9 protein-coding genes are annotated in these 25,438 nt (G+C 41.4%); all 9 read right to left on the bottom strand.

All coding sequences use genetic code 11. The annotated features are described in order from the left end of the window. Positions 1 to 1,512, bottom strand: coding sequence for a F0F1 ATP synthase subunit beta (gene atpD / locus AWW67_RS17145; protein WP_053223904.1), 1,512 nt, complete (start codon positions 1,510 to 1,512; stop codon positions 1 to 3). A gap of 175 nt (positions 1,513 to 1,687) precedes the next feature. Continuing rightward, on the bottom strand, positions 1,688 to 2,908 hold the full coding sequence (locus AWW67_RS17140; RefSeq protein ID WP_062303271.1) for a sensor histidine kinase: 1,221 nt from the start codon (positions 2,906 to 2,908) through the stop codon (positions 1,688 to 1,690). 67 nt (positions 2,909 to 2,975) lie between these two features. Beyond that, positions 2,976 to 4,184 carry a hypothetical protein gene (locus AWW67_RS17135; protein ID WP_141655493.1) on the bottom strand — a complete coding sequence of 403 codons (1,209 nt, stop codon included), beginning with the start codon at positions 4,182 to 4,184 and terminating at the stop codon, positions 2,976 to 2,978. Then, entirely contained in the window at positions 4,184 to 5,461 is a 1,278-nt protein-coding gene (locus AWW67_RS17130) for a pyridoxal-dependent decarboxylase (protein ID WP_311316229.1), read from the bottom strand. Before AWW67_RS17130 ends, AWW67_RS17135 begins: the two co-directional genes overlap by 1 nt. Beyond that, positions 5,421 to 6,482, bottom strand: coding sequence for a DUF8744 domain-containing protein (locus tag AWW67_RS17125; protein WP_062303265.1), 1,062 nt, complete (start codon positions 6,480 to 6,482; stop codon positions 5,421 to 5,423). The genes AWW67_RS17130 and AWW67_RS17125 overlap by 41 nt, the downstream gene beginning before the upstream one ends. 241 nt (positions 6,483 to 6,723) lie before the next feature. Beyond that, the gene (locus AWW67_RS17120) at positions 6,724 to 8,355 is read right to left on the bottom strand and encodes a PorP/SprF family type IX secretion system membrane protein (protein WP_062303263.1); all 1,632 of its coding nucleotides are present in this window, start codon (positions 8,353 to 8,355) and stop codon (positions 6,724 to 6,726) included. Between the two features lie 11 nt (positions 8,356 to 8,366). After that, a complete protein-coding gene (locus AWW67_RS17115) occupies positions 8,367 to 21,773 on the bottom strand; it encodes a BspA family leucine-rich repeat surface protein (protein ID WP_176700072.1) in 13,407 nt (4,468 codons plus the stop codon). A gap of 616 nt (positions 21,774 to 22,389) precedes the next feature. Continuing rightward, complete coding sequence (locus AWW67_RS17110; RefSeq protein ID WP_053223897.1) at positions 22,390 to 23,115, bottom strand: LytR/AlgR family response regulator transcription factor; 726 nt, start codon at positions 23,113 to 23,115, stop codon at positions 22,390 to 22,392. Between the two features lie 2 nt (positions 23,116 to 23,117). After that, positions 23,118 to 25,094 carry a histidine kinase dimerization/phosphoacceptor domain -containing protein gene (locus AWW67_RS17105; protein WP_062303260.1) on the bottom strand — a complete coding sequence of 659 codons (1,977 nt, stop codon included), beginning with the start codon at positions 25,092 to 25,094 and terminating at the stop codon, positions 23,118 to 23,120. Positions 25,095 to 25,438 lie beyond the last annotated feature (344 nt).

The raw sequence follows: 25,438 nt of genomic DNA, 5'->3' as shown, positions 1-25,438 counted from the left end.
TTACGATTTAGAAGCCTCAGCCATCAATTTCTCACCTTTCGCTCTTGCTTCTTCAATTGTTCCTACAAGGTTGAAAGCTGCTTCTGGAAGATCGTCATGCTTACCATCCATGATTTCGTTGAAACCTTTAATGGTGTCTTTAATGTCTACCAAAACTCCTTTAAGACCAGTAAACTGCTCTGCCACGTGAAATGGCTGCGAAAGGAATCTTTGCACACGTCTTGCACGTGATACGATCAATTTATCTTCATCAGATAGTTCGTCCATACCAAGAATGGCGATAATATCTTGAAGTTCTTTATAACGCTGAAGTGTTTCTTTTACTCGCTGTGCACAATTGTAGTGCTCATCGCCAAGAATGTCAGCAGTCAAAATTCTTGAAGTTGAATCCAATGGATCTACTGCAGGGTAAATACCAAGCTCAGCAATTTTTCTTGAAAGTACAGTAGTAGCATCCAAGTGAGCAAACGTTGTAGCTGGAGCAGGGTCAGTTAAATCATCCGCAGGTACATAAACGGCCTGTACTGAAGTAATTGAACCACTCTTTGTCGATGTAATTCTTTCTTGCATGGCTCCCATTTCAGTAGCCAATGTTGGTTGGTAACCTACCGCAGATGGCATACGACCTAAAAGGGCCGATACCTCAGAACCCGCTTGGGTAAATCGGAAAATATTATCAATAAAGAATAGAATATCTTTTCCTTGTCCATCGCCATCACCATCACGGAAGTACTCAGCGATAGTAAGACCTGAAAGGGCTACTCTTGCTCTCGCACCTGGAGGCTCGTTCATTTGACCGAACACGAAAGTTGCTTTAGACTCGGCTAATTTTTCTTGATCTACTTTTGAAAGATCCCAACCGCCTTCTTCCATTGAATGTAAGAAATCGTCACCGTAGGTTACAATTCCTGACTCAATCATTTCGCGAAGCAAGTCATTTCCTTCTCTAGTTCTTTCACCTACACCAGCAAATACAGAAAGTCCACCATGACCTTTTGCAATGTTGTTGATAAGCTCTTGGATCAATACTGTTTTTCCAACACCAGCTCCACCAAACAAACCAATCTTACCCCCTTTTGCATAAGGCTCAATAAGGTCGATTACTTTAATTCCTGTGAATAATACTTCGGTTGAAGTAGATAGATCTTCGAATTTAGGAGCAGCCCTGTGAATAGGTAATCTTCTGTCTCCTTTTGGTTGTGGAATACCATCAATGGCCTCGCCTACTACATTGAACAAACGACCTTTGATATCGTCTCCAATTGGCATAGCGATTGGTTTTCCAGTATCTGTAACGTCAGTACCTCTTGTTAAACCTTCAGAAGAATCCATCGCAATGGTTCTTACACGGTTTTCACCTAAATGCTGCTGACATTCTAAAACAATTTTTTGACCGTTTTCTTTGGTCACTTCCAATGCATCAAGGATGTTTGGTAATTTTGATCCTTCAGCATCGAAGCTAACGTCCACTACTGGCCCAATAACCTGGGTGATCTTTCCAATATTTGCCATTCTTAATTTTTTTATCTAGATAGGAAAAATGCGGTTTACTTTTCTTGGCGCAAAGGTAGGTCTAATCTCGATTAAACCAAAGGCTTATAAAGAAAATGGAAGTCAAAAATATGGGCGCTTACCTCATAGAAAAGCAGACGCCCAAATTGCAAGTGAAATTAGGTTTATTGAATCATCAATTTTTGAGTGAAATCCTAAATACCGTTCCTACATCGGTATGAGATGATTTTACATAGATTTTCCCCATGTGGTAGTTTTCAATAATTCGTTTTACTAAGGTTAAACCTAAGCCCCAGCCGCGTTTTTTGGTAGTAAACCCTGGCTTAAATACTTCCTTTATCTTACCTTTCGCTATTCCTTTTCCGTCATCGGCAATATCTATAAACACCATTCCTTCCGATTCTTGCCCAACGGTTACGGTTATTTTACCAATCCCGCTCATAGCATCAATTCCGTTTTTCACAATATTTTCGATGACCCACTCAAACAGAGGTCGATTCATTTTGGCCACCAAGTGTGGCGAATCAGCATCCACAACAAACAGCACTTTAGAAGAAACACGCGGTTTCAAATAAGCAATCACTCCTTCAATTACTTCAGACACCTCCTCATCTTTCAATATTGGTTTTGAACCAATGTTTGAAAAACGTGCGGTAATCATTTCGAGGCGTTGAACATCTTTATTCAGCTCAGTAATAATCTCCTGCCTGTTCTCCATTTGCGGAAGCTCTCTTAAATATTCTACCCAAGCCATTAATGAAGAAAGGGGGGTTCCGAGTTGGTGTGCAGTTTCTTTGGCCAACCCCACCCAAACACGGTTTTGTTCGGCTTTTCTGGAATAGCTGAAAGCCAAATAGGCTATGAATGCAAAGATGGCAATTACCGAAAGTTGAATATACGGGTAAGCGCTCAGTTGGCGTAAAAGCCTAGAATTTCGAAAATAGACATATTGAATACTTACAATTTTACTTCCAGGTCGGTCTCTGATCAAAATAGGTTGAGGATCATTTTCACTCTTCATTTGACCGAGCATCTCATTCAGATAATCATCAGCTTGCTTTTGGTTATAAGATTCCTCTACCTCAATATTTCTTGTGGTGAGAATCTCGTTAGTAGCTGAATCAAGGATGATAACTGGCAACGAGTTATCTGGCCTAATAATATTGTCGGTAATAAAGTTGAGTGACGCAATATCTGCTACTGTAGAAAACTCAACAGCCTTGGCCCAAAGCTCAATGTTTTCTCTTTCTCTTTCTTTTAAAATATTCACCAACTGTGTGGTGTAAATAATTGATCCCACTCCAATAATAGCCGCCACCACCAATACAATATATTTTATAGTGGATTGATTGGTGTAGAAGTCAATACTTAAAGAACCCTTAAACGGATTTTGCATTTTGAAATGTAATGAATTTCTAGACTTATGAACGCATCTATTCTATAGGCTGGTATAAACTCTTAACTCAATTTGTTCTGTCTTCTAGCGAAAAGTGAACGCGAATAGCCAACAACATAATACCTACTAGCAATAATACAGAAAAGCCGAACAGGAGCTGGTAATAGTTAGCTCCAATAGCCCATTGGTTTTGGAAAACCAAAATAACTTCTGTAAAAACAAACCCTATCCAAAAAAGTATAAGTCCCAATTTTCTAATCACTGAACGCATTGGAAACAATTCAACCGAATTAAACCAAGCAAATAAAAATGGACTTATAATACCCAAGAAGACAAGGTGCAAATAGGCGATAACATAATTTCTTACCTCATAACCCAAAGTAGCAACCGATGGAACTGCGGAAATTGCTTGTAGTAAAATCTTCAATATAAAACCTAAAAACACTAAGCAAAAAACAACTTTGGCCGTGTTCCCAATCTTCAGTTTAAAGGTTGGCCAAACTTCTTTAAGCATTTTAACTAAATAGCCCAGCCCCACCAATTGGGCAATTCCTGCGATTCCGCCAATAATATAAATAACCGTAGGTGGTGTCATCCAAAGGGCAGAAAGCATTATGCCAAGCACGCAACCAATGTTCATTAGCCAAAGAAAACGCTGGATAGCAATTACATTAATCGACACATTCAATTTAAAGAGTAGCCAAAAGAACAAGCCAAACAGAATGAAGAAAAAGGCACCATTATATAGAAAGTGTAGGTAAAAATAGATTGCCATAAAATACTCATCTGACCCTGGCCCGATTAGAGCTATAATTGGCCCTAAGGAAAAAGGGCCGATGGTTGATATGGCCAAATAAACAAGCCCAGCCCTTAGAGATTTCCTAACCAAGTCTGGCAAACGCTTAGATTCACGCCAAACCCAAACGACCCATAAATAGGACAGTATAATATGTAGGGTAGAAAAGATAATAGATAGTGTAGCATAGCCTTGAAAAGGGAAGGTAAACATCATGCCCAACACCGCTAATTGAAAGAAGAGAAATAGAATGCTGAACTTCTTCTTTACCTTATTTTGGAAGAGCATAAAATGGACTCCAGCCATTAGGGCATTAAAAATCCAGCCTAATAGAATAATATGAGAGTGCGTATGTAGTAAATACTGATAATTCAACCCTGTAATTGGCTGAAAAAACAGCAGCCTTAACAGCAAACCAAAGACAGCCGAGATGATAAAGAAACCCAACGCTACTCTCCATATGGTATTTGCCTGCAACACTACCTCAACTCTGCATCTAAGTCATTTAAAAAATTATCAATCACACCTTGCCTTACATGGTCCATCACTACAATCTTCCACCACTTTACATCTGAACCATGAGAATCGGGAACGAGCAAGTATTTGTTGGCCAAAGCAGGAGATACATACTTGCCTCGAATGGTGACAATATTCATTTTTGGATTGCGGAAATACTCTACTCCTCGCTCGTCAAGATTTCCGCAAAGGCGGTCGGTTTTAGAGAGCAACTGCTTAATCTTGGCTTTCCACCCATCAGAACCATAAGTACGCATTATCATCCAAACGGCTATGGCATTGGCGCCAGAACGGCTCCCCACAAGAGTATAATCTTTTCCTTTTACGTAATTAGCCTCTTCTGTAAGGGCATATTCCATAAAGCCTTTTCGGGTTAAATAAATACCCGTACCATAAGGAGATTGAAGCATTTTATGCCCGTCTAATGTAAAGGAATTGATCTTTGGGTTCTGAAAAGTATAGTCAAGATTTTCAGTAGCAAAAGGGTAAATATAACCACCAAAAGCACCATCAATATGTACCATATAATTGGCGCCTAAATCATCGAGCCAGCCAGTGATTTCATTGATGTCGTCCACTGATCCAAACATGGTGGTGGACATATTCATAATGACAATAAAATGCTTTACTCCATCCTTTCTAGCGTTTTCAACACAAGCTTCAATACTCGATTTGGTTACCCTTCGGGTGGTGTCATCTACTTTAGAAACGTAAGATTTTAAGCTCAGTAAATTGCAAGCCTTCGGCATTGAATAATGTGCGTCTTCGGAAAAAACAACACCTATTTCGCTGGGCTTTACATTAAATTCTACTTCGAAATAACGCTTTAAAATCCATATGGCTTGAATATTTGCTTCTGTTCCTCCAGAAGCCACATAGCCATCAAACTCTTCATTTCCACCTTCAAAAATCTGTTGTGCGCAAAGGTCAATCAGTTCTTTCTCAATTTTATGAGTGCCCTCAAAAGCTGCTTCCGATTCATTTAAAGTATGGCAGCCAATATGATTTGGGTTGGCAATCAGAGCAGAAAGAAAAGGAGCATCTTTCAAAAATGGAGCATCATTATAAAATACTTCGGTATCTAGGTACGAAGCAGGCAAGCCTAAAACTGGTTTTTCTCTGTAGTCTAAATTTTGCTCTAAAGCGTCAAAAACGATTTTCTTAATTTTCTGATGTGAGTAACTTTCCCAATACATAAATTCAATTTCTACTTTGCCCCAAAGTTCTGTCTTTTTGAACAAGGACAAACATTGTAACTAAGAAAACTAGAATAATAAGGCCATTTATCATTCCAGCCCATTTTCTAAGAAGGAAGAACTCCTGCAAATCCGCGAAAATTCTGACGGCTACTGAAGTCTGAAAAATCACCATCCAAAACCAGAGTATTGAATGAAAACGATGTCCGGTTTTGTTCAGTAAACTCGGAAAAATGATTGGTCCATGAGCGAAGATCATAGAAATGGCGAAGCCCAAAAAATAGCTATGTAAAAGGGCATCGAAAGCAAAAGCACCCGAATTAACGAAGATCATAAATAAGCCAGAGGCAAAAAGCCAAACGTAGCCCAAAGTCAGGCAAGCGCCTGTATATAAGTAATGTCCTTTCTTTTTTAGAAGTATACGGGCCAAATCAAACCGAAGCAGCCATAAGGCTAAACCTGCAATACCCGAAGCAGCTACAGTTCTACCCATGCCGTGATAAGGCAACATAAACCCAATTAAAGTCGCTATGAGCAATCCAAGCAACAGGTATTTACTCCACATTTTAAGAGGCAAAAAACGCGATAACTCTAATCTTTCACCCACAATAGTAAAAAGGATAAAAGCGATCCACCAAGGGAATACGGTAGGATAAAAATGAGTTTGAAACAGGAGCACATTTCCTGCAAGCCAACACATGGCTCCGATTAACATTAAAAGTATGTAGTTTTCTTGGCTCTGCTTGGCCAAGAATATATAGATGCATACTAAACCAATACTTGCTACTATCTGAAGTAGATAACCTAGATACGCTTGATTGAATAAAAAAGCCAAAACACTTAGGCCAGAAGAAGCCGGAGCAAAAAAAGTCCAGTTCTTTTTTGTGGCCACTGCCTTTTCAAAACAAATGAGCGAACCCAAAAAACCACCCAGCATTAACGCGCCATGAAAACCCGCCATGCCATATACTGGAATGTTCCAGCCAATACGCAGCCAACCCGACAAGAGGCCAGATACAAGTCCAACAACTGCGAAAAGAATAAAAGTGATTCGTTTAAGCATCATTCATCCTGAATTACTCTCAAAGCTATTTTAAAACCTCATCACCATTCGTGACTTTGGTCAGCAAAATCGATGATTTGACTCATAAGTTAAAGCTGCTCTACCTTATAATAGAGGTTTGATAAAGTAAAAAACCACCCAAGGGGTGGCTTTCTAAATTTGACTCTATATTACCTCAACCAATATATAGTCAGTCATCTTCGATTTCATAACCAATGAGTCCGTAGACACAAAAGGTGTATTTCTATTTTACTATGGCTAATTCTACTCGCCTGTTTTTTGCCCTACCTTCTTTAGTACTATTATCAGCTCTTGGATTGGCTATACCAAAGCCTTCGGCAGAAATCCTATTTTCAGTAACCCCTTTTGAAATTAGATATTCTTTTACTGAATTAGCTCTTTCCTTGGATAGTTGAAGGTTAGAGTCTGCATTCCCACTATTATCAGTGTACCCTCTTACCGCTAATTTAAGATTGTCGTTTTCTCTAAAAAGAGCAGCTACTTTATCTAAAGAAGTCAATGAGCTTTCCATTAAATTGCTGCTGCCACTACTAAATGATATTTCCTCTGTTGCCATAATTAAAACTTTTGCAATCTGAGCTTCAGCTTCTTTTCTCTTCGTTTCTTCTCTGGCCAACCTTTCAAGTTCTTGCAATCTCAAACGCTCTATTTCAATTGCTTCCCTTTCTCTTTTCAATCGCTCCTGTTCCTGCTGCTCGGCTTGTAGTTTGGCCAATCTTTCTTTTTCTATCTTGGCCAGCTCATCGGACTTTACTTTAGCGAAAAGCGCCTGATATGCGGCTTCAGCATTTAGGTTTATTTCCTTCCGCTTGCCTTCTTCTAAGCTTCGGAAATAGCAAAGGGCCTTTTCTCGGTCTTCCAGTTTCACCAAGTTTTCATCATAAATACCTTGGTCAATAATGTAGTTTACTACTTCTTCTCCGGCTAGAGCACAGTCTTCTTTAACTTTGGTATCCAATTTAAGGTGAAGCCCAAACTCATTGAAGCCATCGGCCAAAAATGGAGTGTCTTTCTGCCCGAAATCATAATTGTAGGTAAACAGTATTTTCGGGAAAATCTGAACTCCCAGCCCTGCCGACACACCAAAGTTGTCGCGGTAACCCAAAGTGGCCATGAACTTATCTCTAAAATTCATTTCACCTATTACATCGAGTTCTGCGCCAATAGTTTCTCTGATTCTCACACCTCCATAGGGAGTAAAAGTAAGGTCTGGATTAAGTGTGAACGCATACCGAACTCCTCCAATAAAATCAGGGGCATTGTCGTCATTGATTCGCACATAGGCATCGTCTGACAGGCTTTCGTTGATAAGTGTGGGCACTGCCATATCGATCCACAAATTACCCTTTCTATAACTAACCGAGAGGTCTAAACTGAGAGAGCTTCCGTTTTGTCCTAAAAGATCGAGCAGCACATTATCGGCTGGGCTTTCTGGATTTACTCTGTCTTCGTTCAAGCTAAATAGAGATAACCCCAACTGTGTTCCAATTGAAAGGCCTTCTTTTCCTTCTCCAAAAAACTTATAGCCCATTCCTCCAGATATTTTTACCTGGCTAGTAAAGCCAATGTCGGCTGTGGTAACATTCCCACTAAAGGCCATTTTGTTTTTCACTGCCGTACTGTAAGCCAAAGCAAAGTTCTTAGGAGAACCCACCAGACCCCCAAACTGGTCTCTGTAAACAAAGCTTACATAACGGTTCTCCTGAAAAACTGTGCTTGATGGATAAGCCAAGCTTCCTGAATAATAATATTGATTGAACAGCGGTACTTGCTGTGCCTTTGCGCTATTGGCAATCAAAGCCAAGGTAAACGCAAGGATGAAGATGTTTCTTAAGTTTTTCATTTGCTTTTGCATGACTTTGATGTTTATCTGTTTCTAATTATAGTTAAGAAGCCTTTAATGGTTCTGGCTGGCGTGGTGGACAGGGCATCTGCATAGATGAGAATCTCATAGTAATAGGTTCCTTCTGGCACTGGGTTGTCCTTGAATGTTCCTGCCCAATCGTTGGAGTAATTCACCTTACTATAGATGAGTTTTCCGCCTTGGGCGAAAATTTTCACTTGGTTGAACGGATTATCGAGCAAGTCTTCAATCACCCAGGTTTCGTTGACTCCGTCACCATTTGGCGAGAATACGTTTTTCACATCGGCACCTGGTTCGTTCTGAGTGTACTCCCTCACCGGTTCGGCCACCACATCTTCAATAGTTATGCTGAAGGTTTGCTCGAAAGTAAGCCCGCCTGCATCGGCTACTTGCACACGAATGCTTCGGCTTGCTCCACCTTCAAAATCTATAGCTCCAGCACTGCTCAAGGTGTTTCCACTAATGGCAAACTGCGCGTTATCGGCATCGCCAGCACCAGCAATTAAGCTATAGCTAAAGCTGTCTCCATTGTCTGGGTCGAGTGATATGAACTGCCCTACTTCTTGGGCTTCATCGGCTTCTTCGATGGTGGCATTGGTAAGGCTCAGGGTAAATGGTGCTTCGTTTACATTGGTCACAGTAATTTCAAAGGCCTTGGCAAAGGTTCCGCCTTCTCCATCGTTGGTTTCAATACGAACAGAATAGCTGGCTTTATCCTCAAAGTTGAACGAAGTGTTATTCGTTTTTAAGGTTGAACCCGCTAGCGTGAAGCTCGCATTGTCCGAATCGCCAGCGCCACTTACCAATGCATAAGTATGAGTGTTAGTAACATCAGCATCAGTTGTAGACAATGATCCGACTGTAGCATCCAGCGCATTGTTCTCTGCAATAGAACTTGCACTTAAAGTGATGTCGGTTGGGAAGTTATTGAAGTCATCGTTAACGATGGTTACCGTGGCTTCATCACTGACATCAACTCCCAAGACAGTGCTTAGCCTGCTCATTGAAACGGTTAGTGTTTCATTAGCCTCTATAATCAAATCGTTGGTTGGAGTTACGGTAAAGGTTTGTGTTTCTCCGGCTATTCCGGCAAAGGTCAACGTTTTACCCGCAACGGCTGTGTAGTCACTATTGGCTAGTGTTGCTGTTCCATCCACTGTATTTACTTCTACCGTGAACCCACCCTGAACAGCATTGTCTATGGTAGCGGTAACTGTAATGGCTCCGTCTCCTTCATTTCCGCTGGCATCGGCAAGGGTTACTGCCGCGGTATCATCGTTCTTGATTGTCAATACGGCCTGATCTGTGATCACTACATTGGCTGTGGTTCCAGCCAAGTTGCTCAAGGAAACTGTAAAGGTCTCATCGGCTTCGAGTTTACTATCAACACCTGGTGCAATATCCAGCTTTTGAACTTCACCATCGGTTCCGATGAAGGTTAATGTAGTTCCACTAACAGCAGTGTAGTCTCCATCGGCCACCGTAGCTGTGCCATCGGTAGTCGATAGATCAACTGTAAATCCGCCTTCAATAGTCCCTTCAAGTGTAGCTGACACTAAGAAAGACTCTCCGTCTTCAAACTGGCTTATATTTTCGATGGTCACTTTTGCATCGTTGTTTACAATGGTATAAGTGAACACTGTATTGACACCCAAGCTAGCACCAGAAACGTTGGATAGCGCAATCACTACCGTCTCATTTTCCTCAATGAGTGCATCGTCAACAATTGTCAGGTCTATCGTTTTGCTTAGCTCTCCTGCTGCAAAACTGAGCGAACCATTGGCAAGAGTGTAATCTACTCCTCCTCCTGTGGCTGTTCCAGTTACTGTATAGTCAACTGTTGCCGCAGAAAGACCGGCCTGATCCAAGTTCACCACAATGCTACTGTTGGTCACAGATTCTGCATTACTTTGGGCCGTTGTGTTGAATGAAACTACAGGCACATCATCGTTTAGAATGGTTATTGTCGCCTCATCAGTAATGGTCACCCTATTATTGACCCCTGTTATCAGGTTGTCCATACTTACTGTCAGGGTCTCATTGACTTCTACATCGATATCAGTAGTTGGGGTGATGGTAAAGCTTTGGGTCTCTCCTACTGTACCGGCAAAAGTGATGGTTTCGGCAGTCACAGCAGTGTAATCCGTACCGGCCTCAGCTGTTCCATTGCTTGTGCTTACATCTACCGTAAAGCCGCCTATTACAAATGCGTCAGAAGTTAGGGTAACCGTAATAGCACCATCATCTTCATTGGCCGATACATCGGGAATAGTAACTGTGGCTGAACATCCTTGGGTATCATTCTCGATAGTCCAATTATGCTCATCAATCAATGATTGTCTTGCTTCGGTACCTGCGCAGTATTGAAGGCCTGTGACCCCAAACTCAACATCGTTCTTTACCTCTTGCGCAGCCCAACCGATTAGCGTAGCATCATAATTAGCCACGGACAAACCTGAGTTATTAAAAATCGCATAGAGGTTCTCAATGTTAGTTATTTCCCAATTACTCAGGTTTTGGTTAAATGCAGTGGCATTCTCAAACACACTACTCATGCTGCTCAAACCATCGGCAAATACCCACCCACTTATATCCTGATTGAATACTGTGGCATTTTTAAACATGCTGTTCATGCTTGTGGCCGCACTCATATCCCACTCACTGATGTCCTGATTGAACATGGAAGCTCCCCTGAACATACTGCCGAAACTGGTTACTGAGCTTACATCCCAGTTTCCAATATTCTGATTAAAGGCTTCTGCATTTTCGAACATGGAACTCATGTCCACAATATTGCCTGTCTCCCATGATGAAATGTCCTGATCAAAAGCCGCTGCCTCATAGAACATTTGGTTTAGCCTATCAGCATTAGGGAATTTCCAAGAACCAATATCCTGGTTAAATGATCTGGCATCGCGGAACATGGCCGTTAGGTTTTCGGCATTGGTCGGCTGCCAGTTGCTTATGTCTTGGTTAAAGGCATGGGCATCTTCGAACATACGTTCCAATTTAGTAGCATTGGAAACATCCCAGTTGCTGATGTTGCCATTGAACGTATCGTTATTCTGGAACATGGCTTGGAAGGTTTCCACCTTGCTCACATCCCAAGAGTTAAGGTCTTGGTTAAAGGCATCGGCATCATTGAACATTGCATTCATTCTGGTAACGTTACTCACATCCCAGCCATTGATGTCTTGATTGAATGCTTTGGCATCATCAAACATGTTCGACATATCCGTTACACTACTCACATTCCAGCCTGTAATGTCACCATTGAATAGCAATGCATTATCGAACATCTTATCCATTTTAGTTACACTGCTCACATCCCAAGAATTGAGGTTTTGATTGAACAAAGCTGCATCGGCAAACATAGATGACATTGTTGTTGCCGAACTAACATCCCAAGCATCAATTGGTTGATCAAAACTCTGAGCGTAGTAGAACATGTAAGACATGTTCTGCACTGCCGATGTATTCCAGTTGGAAATGGATGAATTGAAGTTTTCTGTCTGGGCAAACATGTATGACATGTCGGTTACTGCACTGACATCCCAACCATTTATGTCTCCATTGAAATCGCTCTCTTTAAACATTTCAGACATATTGGTGATCTTGGATACATCCCAAGATGTTAGGTCTGGTTTACCGATGAAGGTTCTCTCGAACATGCGTTTCATTGAAGTAACCTGTGAAAGCTTTGGAGCATCAGTGGCATTGATGTCGAAATCGGCAGCGACAAATGCTCCTTCCATACTTTTCCACTCAATATCACCCCACTGCTCAACAGACCTCAGTCTGGAGAAAGACAATTCAAACTGTGGAAACTGCCCGCTTATCTTAACCGTGTAAGTACCCTCTGCCACGTAAGTATGCGAGGCAGCACCGGTCAGGTCAGTTTCGACAGCACCGTCACCCCAATCAATGTCATAGAGATAAGTGTGACTTCCAAGAGTATTGAAGAATGTTCTGGAACGGTTTACATCATTGCTTGTTATCTCCCAAGTAGTTATAAACGGCCTCTGCTCAACAGTCAATTGGCCATTAACTAAGTTGATATTATAGTTAGTTGCTGTACCACCAGAAAGCGTGATGTCATAAGTCCCAATTGGACTAGACGCATTGGCTACAGTAGAAGCGGTCGGTTCTGTAATATCTGCTTTGGTATCTCCGTTTGCAAAGCCTGAATAGCTAATGGTTAATTCAGGGTTTTCTTCACCATAGGCTTTGGACTTGTCATCAGCAGTGGCTGTTAAAGTCGCTTTACCAATGGTCAGGTCCGCACTAACAAAAGTGATCTTGTAATCAGGATTGAATAAGCTACCCTGCAAGGCATATATGCCTACATCTTCCCCCTCAACCCTGGTAATTCCTCCACTCAGTTCGTCTCCATTTTCTAAAGCCCCTTCAGTAATGCTGTAGTTGAAAGTAGGGTCAGCATCGCCATAGGTTTTGGTTGCAACCTCTGCTGTTATCGTCAGGCTTCTTTGTGAAATTGTGAATACTCCTGGAACAGCCGTTATTTCATAATTGTCTGCATCTGCACCATCAGTTAGGTTTATGGCATAAGTACCCGGTGCTTCACCAGCATCTCTGCTTACGGTCACCACTTCATCACTACCTACAATACTTCCGGTTGTTACTGTATAATTCAGGATTGGATCAGTATCGCCTACACTCTTGCTTGCATCAGTGGCAGTCAATTCAATGGCCTTCTTGCCTATGGTTATAGTGCCTTGAACTTGTCTTGATTGATACTCTGCATCTTCAGCCAAGCTGACATTAACGGTAATCTCACCCGCATTGCCCAAAGTCACAGTAGAACCATTGATAGCTGCTCCTGTCTGGTCATTGTTGAAAGTGTAGTTAATTGCTCCTGAAGAATTAGTGTTTGCAGATAGAATGAAATCAGCATCACCATAAGTTTTGGTAATATCGCTTAAAGATAAAGCCGGGGTTTTCTTGTCTACTGGTCCTAAAACCGTACTTTCTACGGTAGCACCATCAACCTTACCATCGTTTGGAGTCACTTCGAAGCTAAGGTATTTGCCAGCATCTGCTGCGATCAAAGTATAGTTAACCGAGGTTGCCCCATTTATTTCAGTTTTGCCTGAACCCGAAAGATCATCATATCTGTACCACTTGTAGTTGGAGTTATCCGGATCGGACTCCAAATCGATGAAATTGTAAAGTCCGCGTAGTGGAGCACCAATAGTTGGACTCGTTACAACATCCACACCAACAGATTTCACGATAGGAGCCGTATTGCTTGCCAGCACTGTTACTGTAAACTTTTGAGTTTCGGTACCGCCATTCCCATCATCTAAGGTCAAGACAATGCTATGGTTACCAATGTTGGCTGAAGTTGGGTTACCCGATAACACAAACCCATTTACCGATAACCAATCTGGCCCAGTGGTTTTAGTGAGTGTTGGCACATCGTTGTTCAGGTCCTCGTAGGTGATGGTATAGCTATAAGCTGCATTATCCAACACAGAGGTCAAAGCATCTGAAGTAAAGGCTGGTGGAATATTGGTGACTCCATCATTGATCAGAATTGGCCCAAAGTAAGTGCTTTCTTCTGCTGTACCTGACAGAGTTCCATCGTTCGGAGTTACCTCAAAGCTTACAAACTTGCCGTTGTCGTCATTAGTGACCGTATACAAATTCGAAGTTGCCCCGTTGATCGCTGTTTTGCCAGTTCCTACCGCATCATCAGCACGGTACCATTGGAAGGTTGTACCTGACTCCGAATCATCATTCTGATCGAAATAAGTGTACGAACCTTCCAGTACCCCATTAACAACCAAAGATTTTTTAATACTTACCCCTTGAGCTACAGGTGCTACATTGGCCTCTTTTACCGTAAAATTCCATGTGGTCTCATTGGTCAATCCAGTAGAATTGTTGCCATTTGCATCTACAAAAGCAGTAGCATCGAAGGTGACCGTATAGAACTCCCCTTCCAAAAGATCGGAAGCTGGGTTGATGGTTACATCGGTTCCCAAAATAGTCACCACGGCAGAAGTAACATCAATTACTGTGGCTGTTCCATTAACCGGAGTCAAGGTAATGTTTCCAATTCCCGCAGTAACATCTTCACTCAGAGTAAGGCTCAGGTTGGCGTCTTTTAAAATATCAATCGCTCCATCGACTGGGGAAGTGCTGACCAAGGTTGGTATAACAGCTGCCTCTACAGGACCGGCATAAGCCGCTAAAACTCTTGTTCCGGCATCGGTTCCATCGTTTGGTGTTACCGCAAACGTGATATACTTGCCCACTTCAGAAGAAGTCAGGGTAAACGTGCTTGACGTTGCGCCTGAAATGGCCGTTCTGTTTGAACCAGTAGCATCATCGGCCACAAACCATTGGAGTGCCGAACCAGATTCGGCATCGGTATCTGCATCGCTATAGTTATAAGAACCTGTAAGCTCCAGATTGGCTTCTAAGCTGCCAGCAATGCTTACGCTACTAGCCACTGGTGCCGTATTAGGCTGGCTTGCCGTGGTAAAGCTGATCACCGTAGGATCAGTAATCGCTTCTGTTTTCACTCCATTATTACTAACAAAAGCTTCATCATCAATCAATAAATAATATGATGTATTGTATTCAAGATCATTGGTTGGTTTAATCAATATTCTAGCTCCGCTATACTTCAATCTATCGGAAGCAAGAGTCTCTATCACATTATCATTGGCATCATAAAGCACCACATTGTTGGTGGCTGTGCCACTCTCTCCAAATAAATAAGATTGAATGTTTTCGCTGTAGGTCAACACTATATTACTGTTTACAGCAACACCCGTTGCGCTCGTGGCTGGCTCAATACCTATTAATGTTGGCGTGGTTGGCGCTGCCAATGTGGTAAAACGCCATGTAGTAGGGTCTGAGATGCCAACATGAAACAATGCGTTTTCATATGACACAATAAAACCGTCATCAATGAGCACATAGTATTCTGTGCCAGGTTCCAGTTCATCATCATCGAACTCAAATTTGATATAGTTTTCGTCATCGCCATAGTCTAAGTCTCTATCATTCTGGCCATCATATTCAATGGTTTTGATTAGTTCGTCATTGGCTGCTTTATATATTCTAAAGGAACCCAACGGATCTCTTTCTAGGCCTACTCCTATGCTTGTAAAGAGTTTAAAATCAACTTCAGAATCGGCTACATAGGTGTTGCTTCCTGTAGCTGGGAAAAAGCTGGTAATGATGTTTTCATTGAAACTTTCTGCTTTGAAAGCAAGGGTTGTATTATCATCAATGGCTTGAATCACTTTTGCACCATCTAAACTGGTGATCAGCCCTTGAGGATATTGAATATAATATTCAACCCCTGCCTCCCAGTTTTGTGAAAGTTCTAACTGAGCCTGCAAAGGCCTACCACTATTTTTTATTCTCGCAGTAGAGATATCTAAAGTTTCAAATAGGCTATTATCACTAGTACGATAAATACTAACTTGTCCTGAGCCAATAGCAATTTGTTCATTGAACTGAATATTTAAGAATGGAAAATCTATCTGGGCATCGCGAGTAGCACTTGGGGAAGTGGCAGCTACAATAAGAGGTATTACTTCTTCCGTTTCTGTAGTAAAGCTCCAAGTGTTTTTGTCAGAAATCCCAGCGAATGCAATACCTGACCCATTTTGAAAAGCGGTGTTTGGAATGGTGATGTAATACTCCGTATCTAGTTCAAGATTGGTATCGCCCAATACTATGGTAGCCGTTTGATCATCTACTGTAACCAATATAGAATTGACAGCGACATCTACCAGCAGCTCATCATCTGAGGCTCTTCTTACTTCAATATTTCCCGTACCTTTTACAATGGCCTGATCGAAGGTGATGCTGATTTCAGGAGAAATGTCAACATCTAATTCGTCATCGGCTGGAAATAGGTTTGTAACCAACGGGGCTGGTGTGCCCAAAGTAAGTTTGGCTATCTGAGATGTCTCCTCGCATTCACCCTTAGTGACCACCACAAAATATTCGGATTGGTCGAGATCTTCAGTAAGCTTGCTGATGGTTAGCGAAGCGGTAGTGGCACCGGAAATATAATTATCGGATTGAGGGTCTGTTCCAGATTTCAGGGATGTTACACCAGAGTGTTTCACAAGTGTACCTGAGTATCCACCAGCAAATACCTGTCCGTTTAAAACAGATATTGTCCTTTCCCTATACCCAGAGGCATCTGTTTGTGATAGTGTGGTTAGGGTATTACCTTCATCAGCGCTGGAATATACAGCGGCTCCCAAAGACTCTTCCTGCACATTGATATAAAGAATATCATCTTCTATATCTAGGTCGTAAACTTGTGATGATAAAAACTGTTCAGCAGCAGGCAGTTCGGTAAAACTATCCCCTCCATCCTTCGAAACAAACACACTAACGCCTCCTGCATAGATAGTACCATCAGAAGCAACCGCCAACTCTGAAATAGATGAAGTGAGGCCACTATTTCCACCTATTCTGGATGTAAAAGTTTCTCCTCCATCAGTGGAAACACTAAACCCACCATTGGAGTTAGCAGCATACACAGTAGAACCTTTCGCATAAACTTCTTCTACGGTATTACTTCCCAAACCATCATTTGTTGTCTTGGTAACAAAACTTTCACCATTATCTGTTGAAATACTCAAACCAGAGTCAGTAGATACATAGATGGCTTCATTGTTAACATAGATGCTATTTACATTATCATCTGCAAGTCCATTATTTGCCTGATTCTTGTAATCGAAAGTTGCCCCATTGTCTGTGGAAATGGCAAGTCCCATGTTGAAAGTGGCCACATACAGCACACCATCAAACTCTACTACCTTCCTTGCTCTTCCTGCGATGTTTACATTTTCGGTGAATGACTCACCTCCATCAGTAGAAGTGAATAGTCTTTCAAAGCCTGTTGTTACGTGAATTGTAGACTCATTTGTATTAATATCGGTAATGAGCAATCCTGAAAAATCATAAATCTCTTCTGTTTTGTTTTGGCTTTTGAACCATTGGTAACTCGCTCCGGCAACCTCAGGCACAGAAAAAGTAACACTGCCAGACACAAAGCCTGACTGATCTTCCGGTTGCGTAAGCACCAAAGGTTCACAAATGGTATAGAATGACCAGGCATCTTTATCTGTCATGGCCAGGTTGCCGGCATTGCTATTGTCTTTTACTAGATCGGCATCTAGGGTGATGTAGTATTGGCTGGAATTGTCTAGCGAAACGCCCGAGGTAATAGAAACGGTGGTGCCATCAATGGTTAAATCATCGGCTGTGAATGTTTGGACCAGAGCATCGGTAGCATAGTTGAATATCTTTAGCCCTCCTGAGCCTTTGGAAACGGTTTTGCTAAACTCGATGCTCAGTTCGGTATCTATGGCTACATCTGTAGTGCCATTGGCAGGGCTAATTGATGTGACTCCTGGTACATCCACAACAGTTAACAAAAGATCATCTGATTGCTGTTTGCAATCTCCTTTGGTGACCTCCACAAAGTACACCGTTCCATTTTGCTCTAATGCTACTTTACTGATGGTAAGCTTTCGGGTTTTTGCCCCTTCAATCAGGTTAGTAGAGCCACTGGTTTCATCTTCGAGCTTCAGATTACTTCTATAGGTTGAAAGACCTTCGCTTGTACCTACCTCTAGCTGTCCATTATATTCAGAAAGGGATAAAACACTTTTTGTGAATGCGTCCGGAGAGGAGAATTGGCTAAATGTATCTCCCTGATCTGAAGAAACAAAGAGACCTCTGGATGTGCCTACGAAGAGGTCACCAGCGAATTCGTAAATGGCATTCACGAGATGCCCGTTAAAACCATTGGCTTCTGTAATGGTTTTGGTAAAAGACTCACCAGCATCTGTGGAAGTAGAAATAGCTCCATCTTTAAAATCTGCTGTTTGTGTACTTACATAAAGCGTATTTCCAGATTTATAAACATCTCGAATACTATTGAAAGCAAGACCATCTGTAATAGTCTTCTGAATAAAAGTAGCTCCATTATCATTTGAAATAAATAGCCCTTCACGGCTTCCTACGTAAAGAGTTTCACCCACCTCATAGAGCACATCAACAGTTCCTGTAACATCCGTATGATTGTTGAAGTTTGCTCCCCCATCAGTAGAAACAAGTAAGCCGTTTAAAGCTCCGATATAAATAGACCCATCTTCCGCTTTCAGTACCGTATTAGGAATAGGGCTAGTGATTGAGGTACGTTGAAAAAGTGTTTGGAAACTATTACCTCCATCTTTTGAAATACTCACAGCGGTATTTTTTTGCACCACATAGATGTCATTGTCAAAAACCCGAATCTCATTAATATCATTTACAACCAAACCATGGGCTGTGGTTCTTATCACCTTAGTATTTCCTTCATCAGTAGTATAATAAATACCTGCGGTTGAAGTGGCGTTGTAGATGGTGCCATCGGGTCCCCGATATACGTCCCGGATTGTAAGGTCTCCGGCTATTTTGACTTCATCAAACCCTTCCTCTCTTCTATACCATTGGTAAGACGCGCCTGGAATTTCTTCCACTTCAAATGTCACATTCGTAGATGCAGCAATTATTTTTCCAGCAGGCTGTGTCGGTATCAGATTGGTATAGCTTAGACTAAAGTCATCTGATTTTTGGAACAGTGGTGTACCATAAGTTACAGAATACGCTGTGGTGCCTTCTTCTACAGTAATATTGCCGATGGCATCAGTATCAAATTCTATCCCTCCTTTTTTCCAGGAAAAAGTGTAATGAGCCGAAGCATCATAATCTGGAATCACCTCCTCCAGGTTATTGACAATAATCGTTTGGTGTGAGGCCAAACCATTATTTCCATTAGCAGTCAGGTCTCGCAATTGGTTGTCTGCAATATTCTTATGTGTACCATAAGCTGCTACCAAATTAGTGGCATCGTGTGCCGGGGCAGCGCCCATTAGGATGGTTACTTCTTCCTGAGTTAAAACCTTATCCCAGATGGTGATTTCGGCCATTTTGCCATCCAGGTAATCTTCCAGGCCATTATCGTTATATTTTGCTCCTAAAGTGGCAAACCATCCCTCACCCAAAGGCATATTCAGCGTTCCGCTGTCTTCCACATTACCGTTTAGATAGAGTTTTGTCTCACCTGTAGCATTGTCATAAGTGTACCCTACAAAATACCAGGTGTCATTGGACAGTACGGAAGAGTTAAGGCGATCATTAGTACCATCCCATAAGGCTAAACGCTCCGTATCCCTGAAATAAAAGCGGCTCAGATTATCTACATCTGAATCCTGAAACACCAAGACCTCATTAAAGCCTCCACTGCCAATGTTACTCTCTTTATTCAGCCACATAAACACAGAGCGGCTTTTACCGGCCAACGCATCGGCCAAGCCATTCACTTCAATGGAATTATTCTCCGTTTCTTCAAAATCCAGGTAATTCACCTGACTGGTAGTTACCGTCCGGGTTACGGGACCGTTTAAGCACAGGGTTTCGTCAGTAATTTGGTTTACCGTAGTGGCATTGCCATTGACCGTCATAGACCATGTGTCGGTGCTTTGCACAAAGTTTCTAGTGGCTACCAACTCATAGCTTCCGGCAGCTACATCGAAAGTATATGCAGGATCAGTTGAAACTTCTGCTCCATCCTTTTTCCAACTTATATGTTCGTACCAGTCAATGGCATTAAAGCCGGGAACGGACTGAACATTTTTAAAGTCAACAGTGAAATTGTTCTGCATCACTCCATCATTACCTTTACCTGAGTGATCTTTTAGTACATCCGTAGCATCTTCACAATCTCCGAAAATTGAATAATACCCTACCAGATTGGCAAATTTGGGGTGGCCATTATTGATTTTGGCCTTCATGGCTTCTCTAACCTCTGCTGCGGTGAGTACCTCGTCCCATACCGAAATTTCTGCCATGTCGCCATTGAAATGGTCAGTATCATTGGCATTGTCAAATTCCTGACCGAGAGAGTATTTGGAATCAGCTACCGTACTTTGGTTATTCGTGAATCTCTGGTTTTCTATACCATCTACATAAATCACAGTCTCATTGGTGTTTACATCATAGGTATATCCTACATAATGCCAGAGCTGGTCACTCATATTAAAGGACGCAGAGCGGGCATTGTTTCCATCGTATAACTCCAGGTTGTCTCCGTCATTATCAATCCAAAAAATGGCAACATTGCCCCCTGAGCCAGTATTAATGGCAAATAGTGCCTGATTATCATTGGCCACATTGGCCTCGGATTTTACCCACATAAAAACGGAACGGCTGGTGCCATTGAGGTCATCCTGAAGCGCGTTCATGTCTACCCAATAATCCTGATCTTTATCAAAGGTGAGCACTCCTGTAACACTGGTTTGGGCGGTGTAGGCAACAGAGCCTGATTCTGCAATTAAGCCATCAGAGAATACATTAGCACTTGCCTCTGCCCTATTGAAAGTAACATTGTAGTAGGTTTTAACTATTCCCTCTGTGACCTCATAAGTTCCGTTGATCGAAACTAAATCTCCGCCAGGCACCTGATACTTATCACTGTCGCAAACAGATACGTTTTGAACATCACAAGTAAAGCCTGCCTTGCAATTGACTGTACCTAAAGATGAAAGCACCTCTGACCCGAAGGACGTCCCATCATTTGGTATAATTTTCACTTTTAGCTCAGAACCTAGATCAGCAATGGTTGGTGTATATTTCGCACTCGTAGCTCCTTCAATAGCGACATCATCCGAATACCATTGAAATGTAGTACCCGATTCTGGATCATCTTCAGGATCAGAATATTCATATATTGCTGTGATTTCTTTTCCCACCTCTGCGCCACCTGTTGCTGTTTCATCAAAAATTATTGAAGGTGCCTGATTAAATATACCGTAAAGCTGAACTTCTGATATCTGAACACTATTTGCCTCACTCGCATCACACGGGTTATGAAGCCTGATCCAGTAACTATTAAAGGCCAAATCATTATCAACATCTTCAGTGTTGTCAGCATGTCTCTCCTCATTCAAGTCCCTGCACCTAAAGCTCACCTCGTCAATAAGAGTCCATCCGGGCTTTGTGTCTGTACTGTTTGTTCCTGCAGGAACATTTCTTCCATAAATCTTGATCAACTTAGGGTCCCGTTCTGGATGGTCATTCGCAGTTGTAATGGTCAAGGATTTAACAATTGATATCTCTTCTGTGTCGACATAGAAGTTTAAACCCCAAGACTTTTCGAAAGTCAGAAATTTGTTTGACTTACTTCCATCAATCACATTGCCTATCCCCTCGCCCAAAGCAGATTCAGAAGGCCCAAATGCTATTGGTGTCATTGATGGATTGAAAATTGGCTCTAGGGTCTGTGCTTCTGAAAGTGAAGTTGACAAAAGAGTTATAAAGGAAAACGAAAGAATTAGTGCTTTTAAAATGGGACTTTTCATATAGCAAGTGTTTCGGTATTCAATAGTCAGCAGCGAAGAAACCAATGGTTCGTTGCGCATGAAAAATTATGTTCTGAACTATGGCTGGTTTGTTCTGAAAGTGTGGATGGTTGATAAACCTCTTCACATAGAGAGGAAGAAAGTCTTCTAAAGAAATCTATTTGATCAAAATCAGTGTTGACAGTGTTGAGGTTCCCTAATGGGAATGTGATGTTAATGAAGGGTTAGTTTAGAAACCTGAAATTGTTCTGAATGGGTGATTTTTTGTTCTGGGAACCCCACCGCCCTATGGGCACTTCCCTTTTAAGGGGAAGATTTTTTATTAGGTTGTTATTGCGGGAAGCAAAACTGAGCACTAGCGGAAGTTTGAGACGAAGCAATCTCGAGCTGTTGAGACTGCTTCGTGCCTCGCGGTGACGTGACCGACAGTTCATTGCCTCATAACAACCTTATTCTCATAGCGAAGCTGCTTCTCTCAATGGCGGTGACCAGAAGGTTGGTAGTTCAAGCATTCGTCACCCTCTAAAATCGTCACCCTAAACTCTTTTCAGAGCCTTTTTAGTTCAACAGGAGATGCTGAAACAAGTTCAGCATGACGTACCAATTTAGCTTTGAGTTACTCTACCCGAATTTTCTTCAGGAGGTCGTCACGGTAGTTTTTGCCGATAGGGATTTGTTCACCATTCATCAACACATAGGCTGAGTTGATAGCGTCCATATGGTCTACATTGATGGTAAAACTGCGATGGGTGCGGTAAAAATTATTGGGCAGTCTTTCTGAAAGGTCAGTCAAGCTACCACGAATGAGGTGTTTTTGATCTTTAATCGTATAAACCTCCACATAAACATGATCGCTCTTTAGAAAGCGTATGTCTTCTAGCTTGATCTTATGAAATAGGTTTTTCTCTTTAATAAAGATGGCATCCTTGATGAGCAATTCTTCGTCAACCTTTCCTTCATTTTTCTGCTCGGCATATTTATGAAGGGCTAACTCAATGGAAGTGTATAGGTCGTCTTTTTTGAATGGTTTGACCAAGTAGGCTGGTGGAGCCACTTTCTTTACCCGCTCTATTGTTCCTGCATCGGCATTGGAAGTGAGGAAAATGAATGGAAAATCAAACTGTTCTTTAATTGTCCAGGCCAGGTCTACTCCGTCTTTTCTTCCCCCCAACTGAATATCTAAAATGGCGATATCTGGGCGCTCAGATTCAATCATCTCCAAAGCTTCTTCGTAGTTAATAGCGGGTTCTAAAACCTCATAACCCAAATCTTCGAGTATCAGACAGATGTTATCTGCTATCACCATTTCATCTTCTACTACCAGTATTTTTACTTTGCTCATTTTTAGATTGCCTTGCGCTGTAAGGTATCGGTGAAGTTAATCACAAATTTTGCTCCTCCAATATTTGAATACTCCACACTGCCATAAAGTTGCTTTGCCAATCTTCTCACTAACCTTAACCCAAGGCTTTTGGCCTTATTAAAGTCGAAATCTTGCGGCAGACCTAGGCCAGAGTCACTCACTGTCAACTGATGTTTCCCATTGCCCAAATCTTCAATCGAAATACTTAACTCTCCTTCTCCTTCTTGGAAGGCATATTTGTAGGCATTTGAAATCAATTCATTCAAGATGAGTCCTAATGGTATAGCCGTATCGATGTCGAAATTAGCTTTCTGAGCAGATTTAACAGACCCTTTAACTTTTCCAGAGCCAGCATAAATAGATGCCAATTCTGTCATTAGCTGCTCTGCATATTCAGCAAAATCGATTGTAGCAAGATCTTCATTTTGATAAAGCTTTTGATGAATAAGCGCCATCGCTTTCACCCTATTTTGCCCTTCCATAAAGGTATACAGTGCCTTTTCATCTTCAATTCCCCTCGACTGTAAATCGAGCAAACTGGAAACTACTTGCAAGTTGTTTTTTACCCTGTGGTGAATCTCTTTTAATAATAGCTCTTTTTGCTCCAATGACTTCTCTACTTGCGCATTGGCCTTTTTAAGCTTGAGTCCATTACGTTGAATAATAAGCATAATAGCTACTATCAATATCAATACTACTAAAGCACCTGCAATTAGATATCGCTGTTGCTTCAGTTGTGCTGTTTGTCGTTTTTGTGTTTCCTGAAGTAAGTCATTTTGCGCTTCAATGCGCTCTGTTTCAAACTCGGCAGACATTCGCGCTATGGCATCTGTTTTGGCCTGATCGTTAATCTCTTGTGATATCTCTAAGGCTAGTTTACCAAACTCAAAGGCTTTTTTGTAGTCTTTCAATTTAGCGTAAAGATTTGCTTGCCCCAAGGCCAACCGATATCGTACGTTGCCTGCTTCTGATTGTTGGGCTAACTCCCAACCTTCTCTGGCATAAGGCAAAGCCTCATTCCATAATTGTCTTTGTTTGGTCGGATTGTTGGCAAAAACAGAATCAGCCAAAACCAGCTTTTTCTCTACCAAACTCCCATAAATATCACCAACAGACTGAGGGGCTGTGCCTTCGGGAAGATTGGCCACAGATTTCTCGATGTAATCATGCGATTGCTGATAGTTGCCTTTATAAAATTCAATTGTGGATACATTCCTATAATAGTCTGCAGTTGGCCAACCAGAAGTGTTAATTTCTTTTGAAATCTCCCATCCTTTTGTCAGCGATTCAAAGGCCCTATCAAGACTATCTTGTTTAATCAATATCTGTCCGATATTGGTATGCGCCAAAGCAACTGAATTCAAGTTTCCGATCGCCTCATTAATCACCATGGCCTTTTTCATGTACTGCTTGGCCAATTCGTATCTGTTTTGCTCCTTTAATACCAAACCGTAATTCATGTAAAAGGCCCTGAGGTTAACGGTATCTGGCGTTGTTTTTACATATCTAATTCCGTCCAATAAAATTCCAGAAGCTTTTTCCAACTCTCTTAAATAGTAATACAGCAAACCAGCATTATTATAAGCAGCAGCCATCTTAAATTCTGTGCCTTCTTTTATGTTTCTATTTATTACCGCTTCATATTGCTCAATCGCATTATCAAATTGAGATGCTCTATCATAAGCCTTACCAAGATCATACTGTGTTAGCGTCAGTTCTTCATTCCACTCTATAGACCCAAAAACGTCCATTGCTTCCAGGTAGTACTCAAAACATTCTTCGTCTCCATTGGCCAAATAGGCTTCTGCTTTTGCCCTTAATACAAGGCCTTTAAATTGGGGAGACTCGCTAAAATGTCTTTCAGAAAGTAGTAGTGCTTCATCTAAATAAATCAAACTAGAGTCTAAATTTTTTCTTTCAAAGGCCTTACCTAATTCTAAATAGGTTTGAATTTTCAAAGTGTCGTGAATATCAACTCTAAGTGTTGCTCTGAGAGAATCCAGACTTTGGGAGAGGCTACTAAAGGGTAGTAATAAAAATAAAAAGCAAGATAGCCTTATAAATGTCTTCAAGGATAAAGGCATGGTTTGTAGTCTAGTTTGAATTCCATTTCAAGATACATTTCATTTTTGTAAATAGAAGAGCTCATTTTTTTTTCCTTGCTCAACATCATAAAGGTTAGTCATTTTAAAAACGAATAAGAATTAGCATTTACACATACTTATCTAAACTACCTTACGAGACCATTACAACCTTTATAATTATTTAATCACTCATTTTGAAAATAGAGACAAGTGTTACT

Source organism: Roseivirga seohaensis (assembly GCF_001592945.1).
Classification (GTDB): Bacteria; Bacteroidota; Bacteroidia; order Cytophagales; family Cyclobacteriaceae; genus Roseivirga; species Roseivirga seohaensis.
Note: the sequence above shows the minus strand (reverse complement) of the source record. Positions and strands in the feature narration are given on the sequence as shown.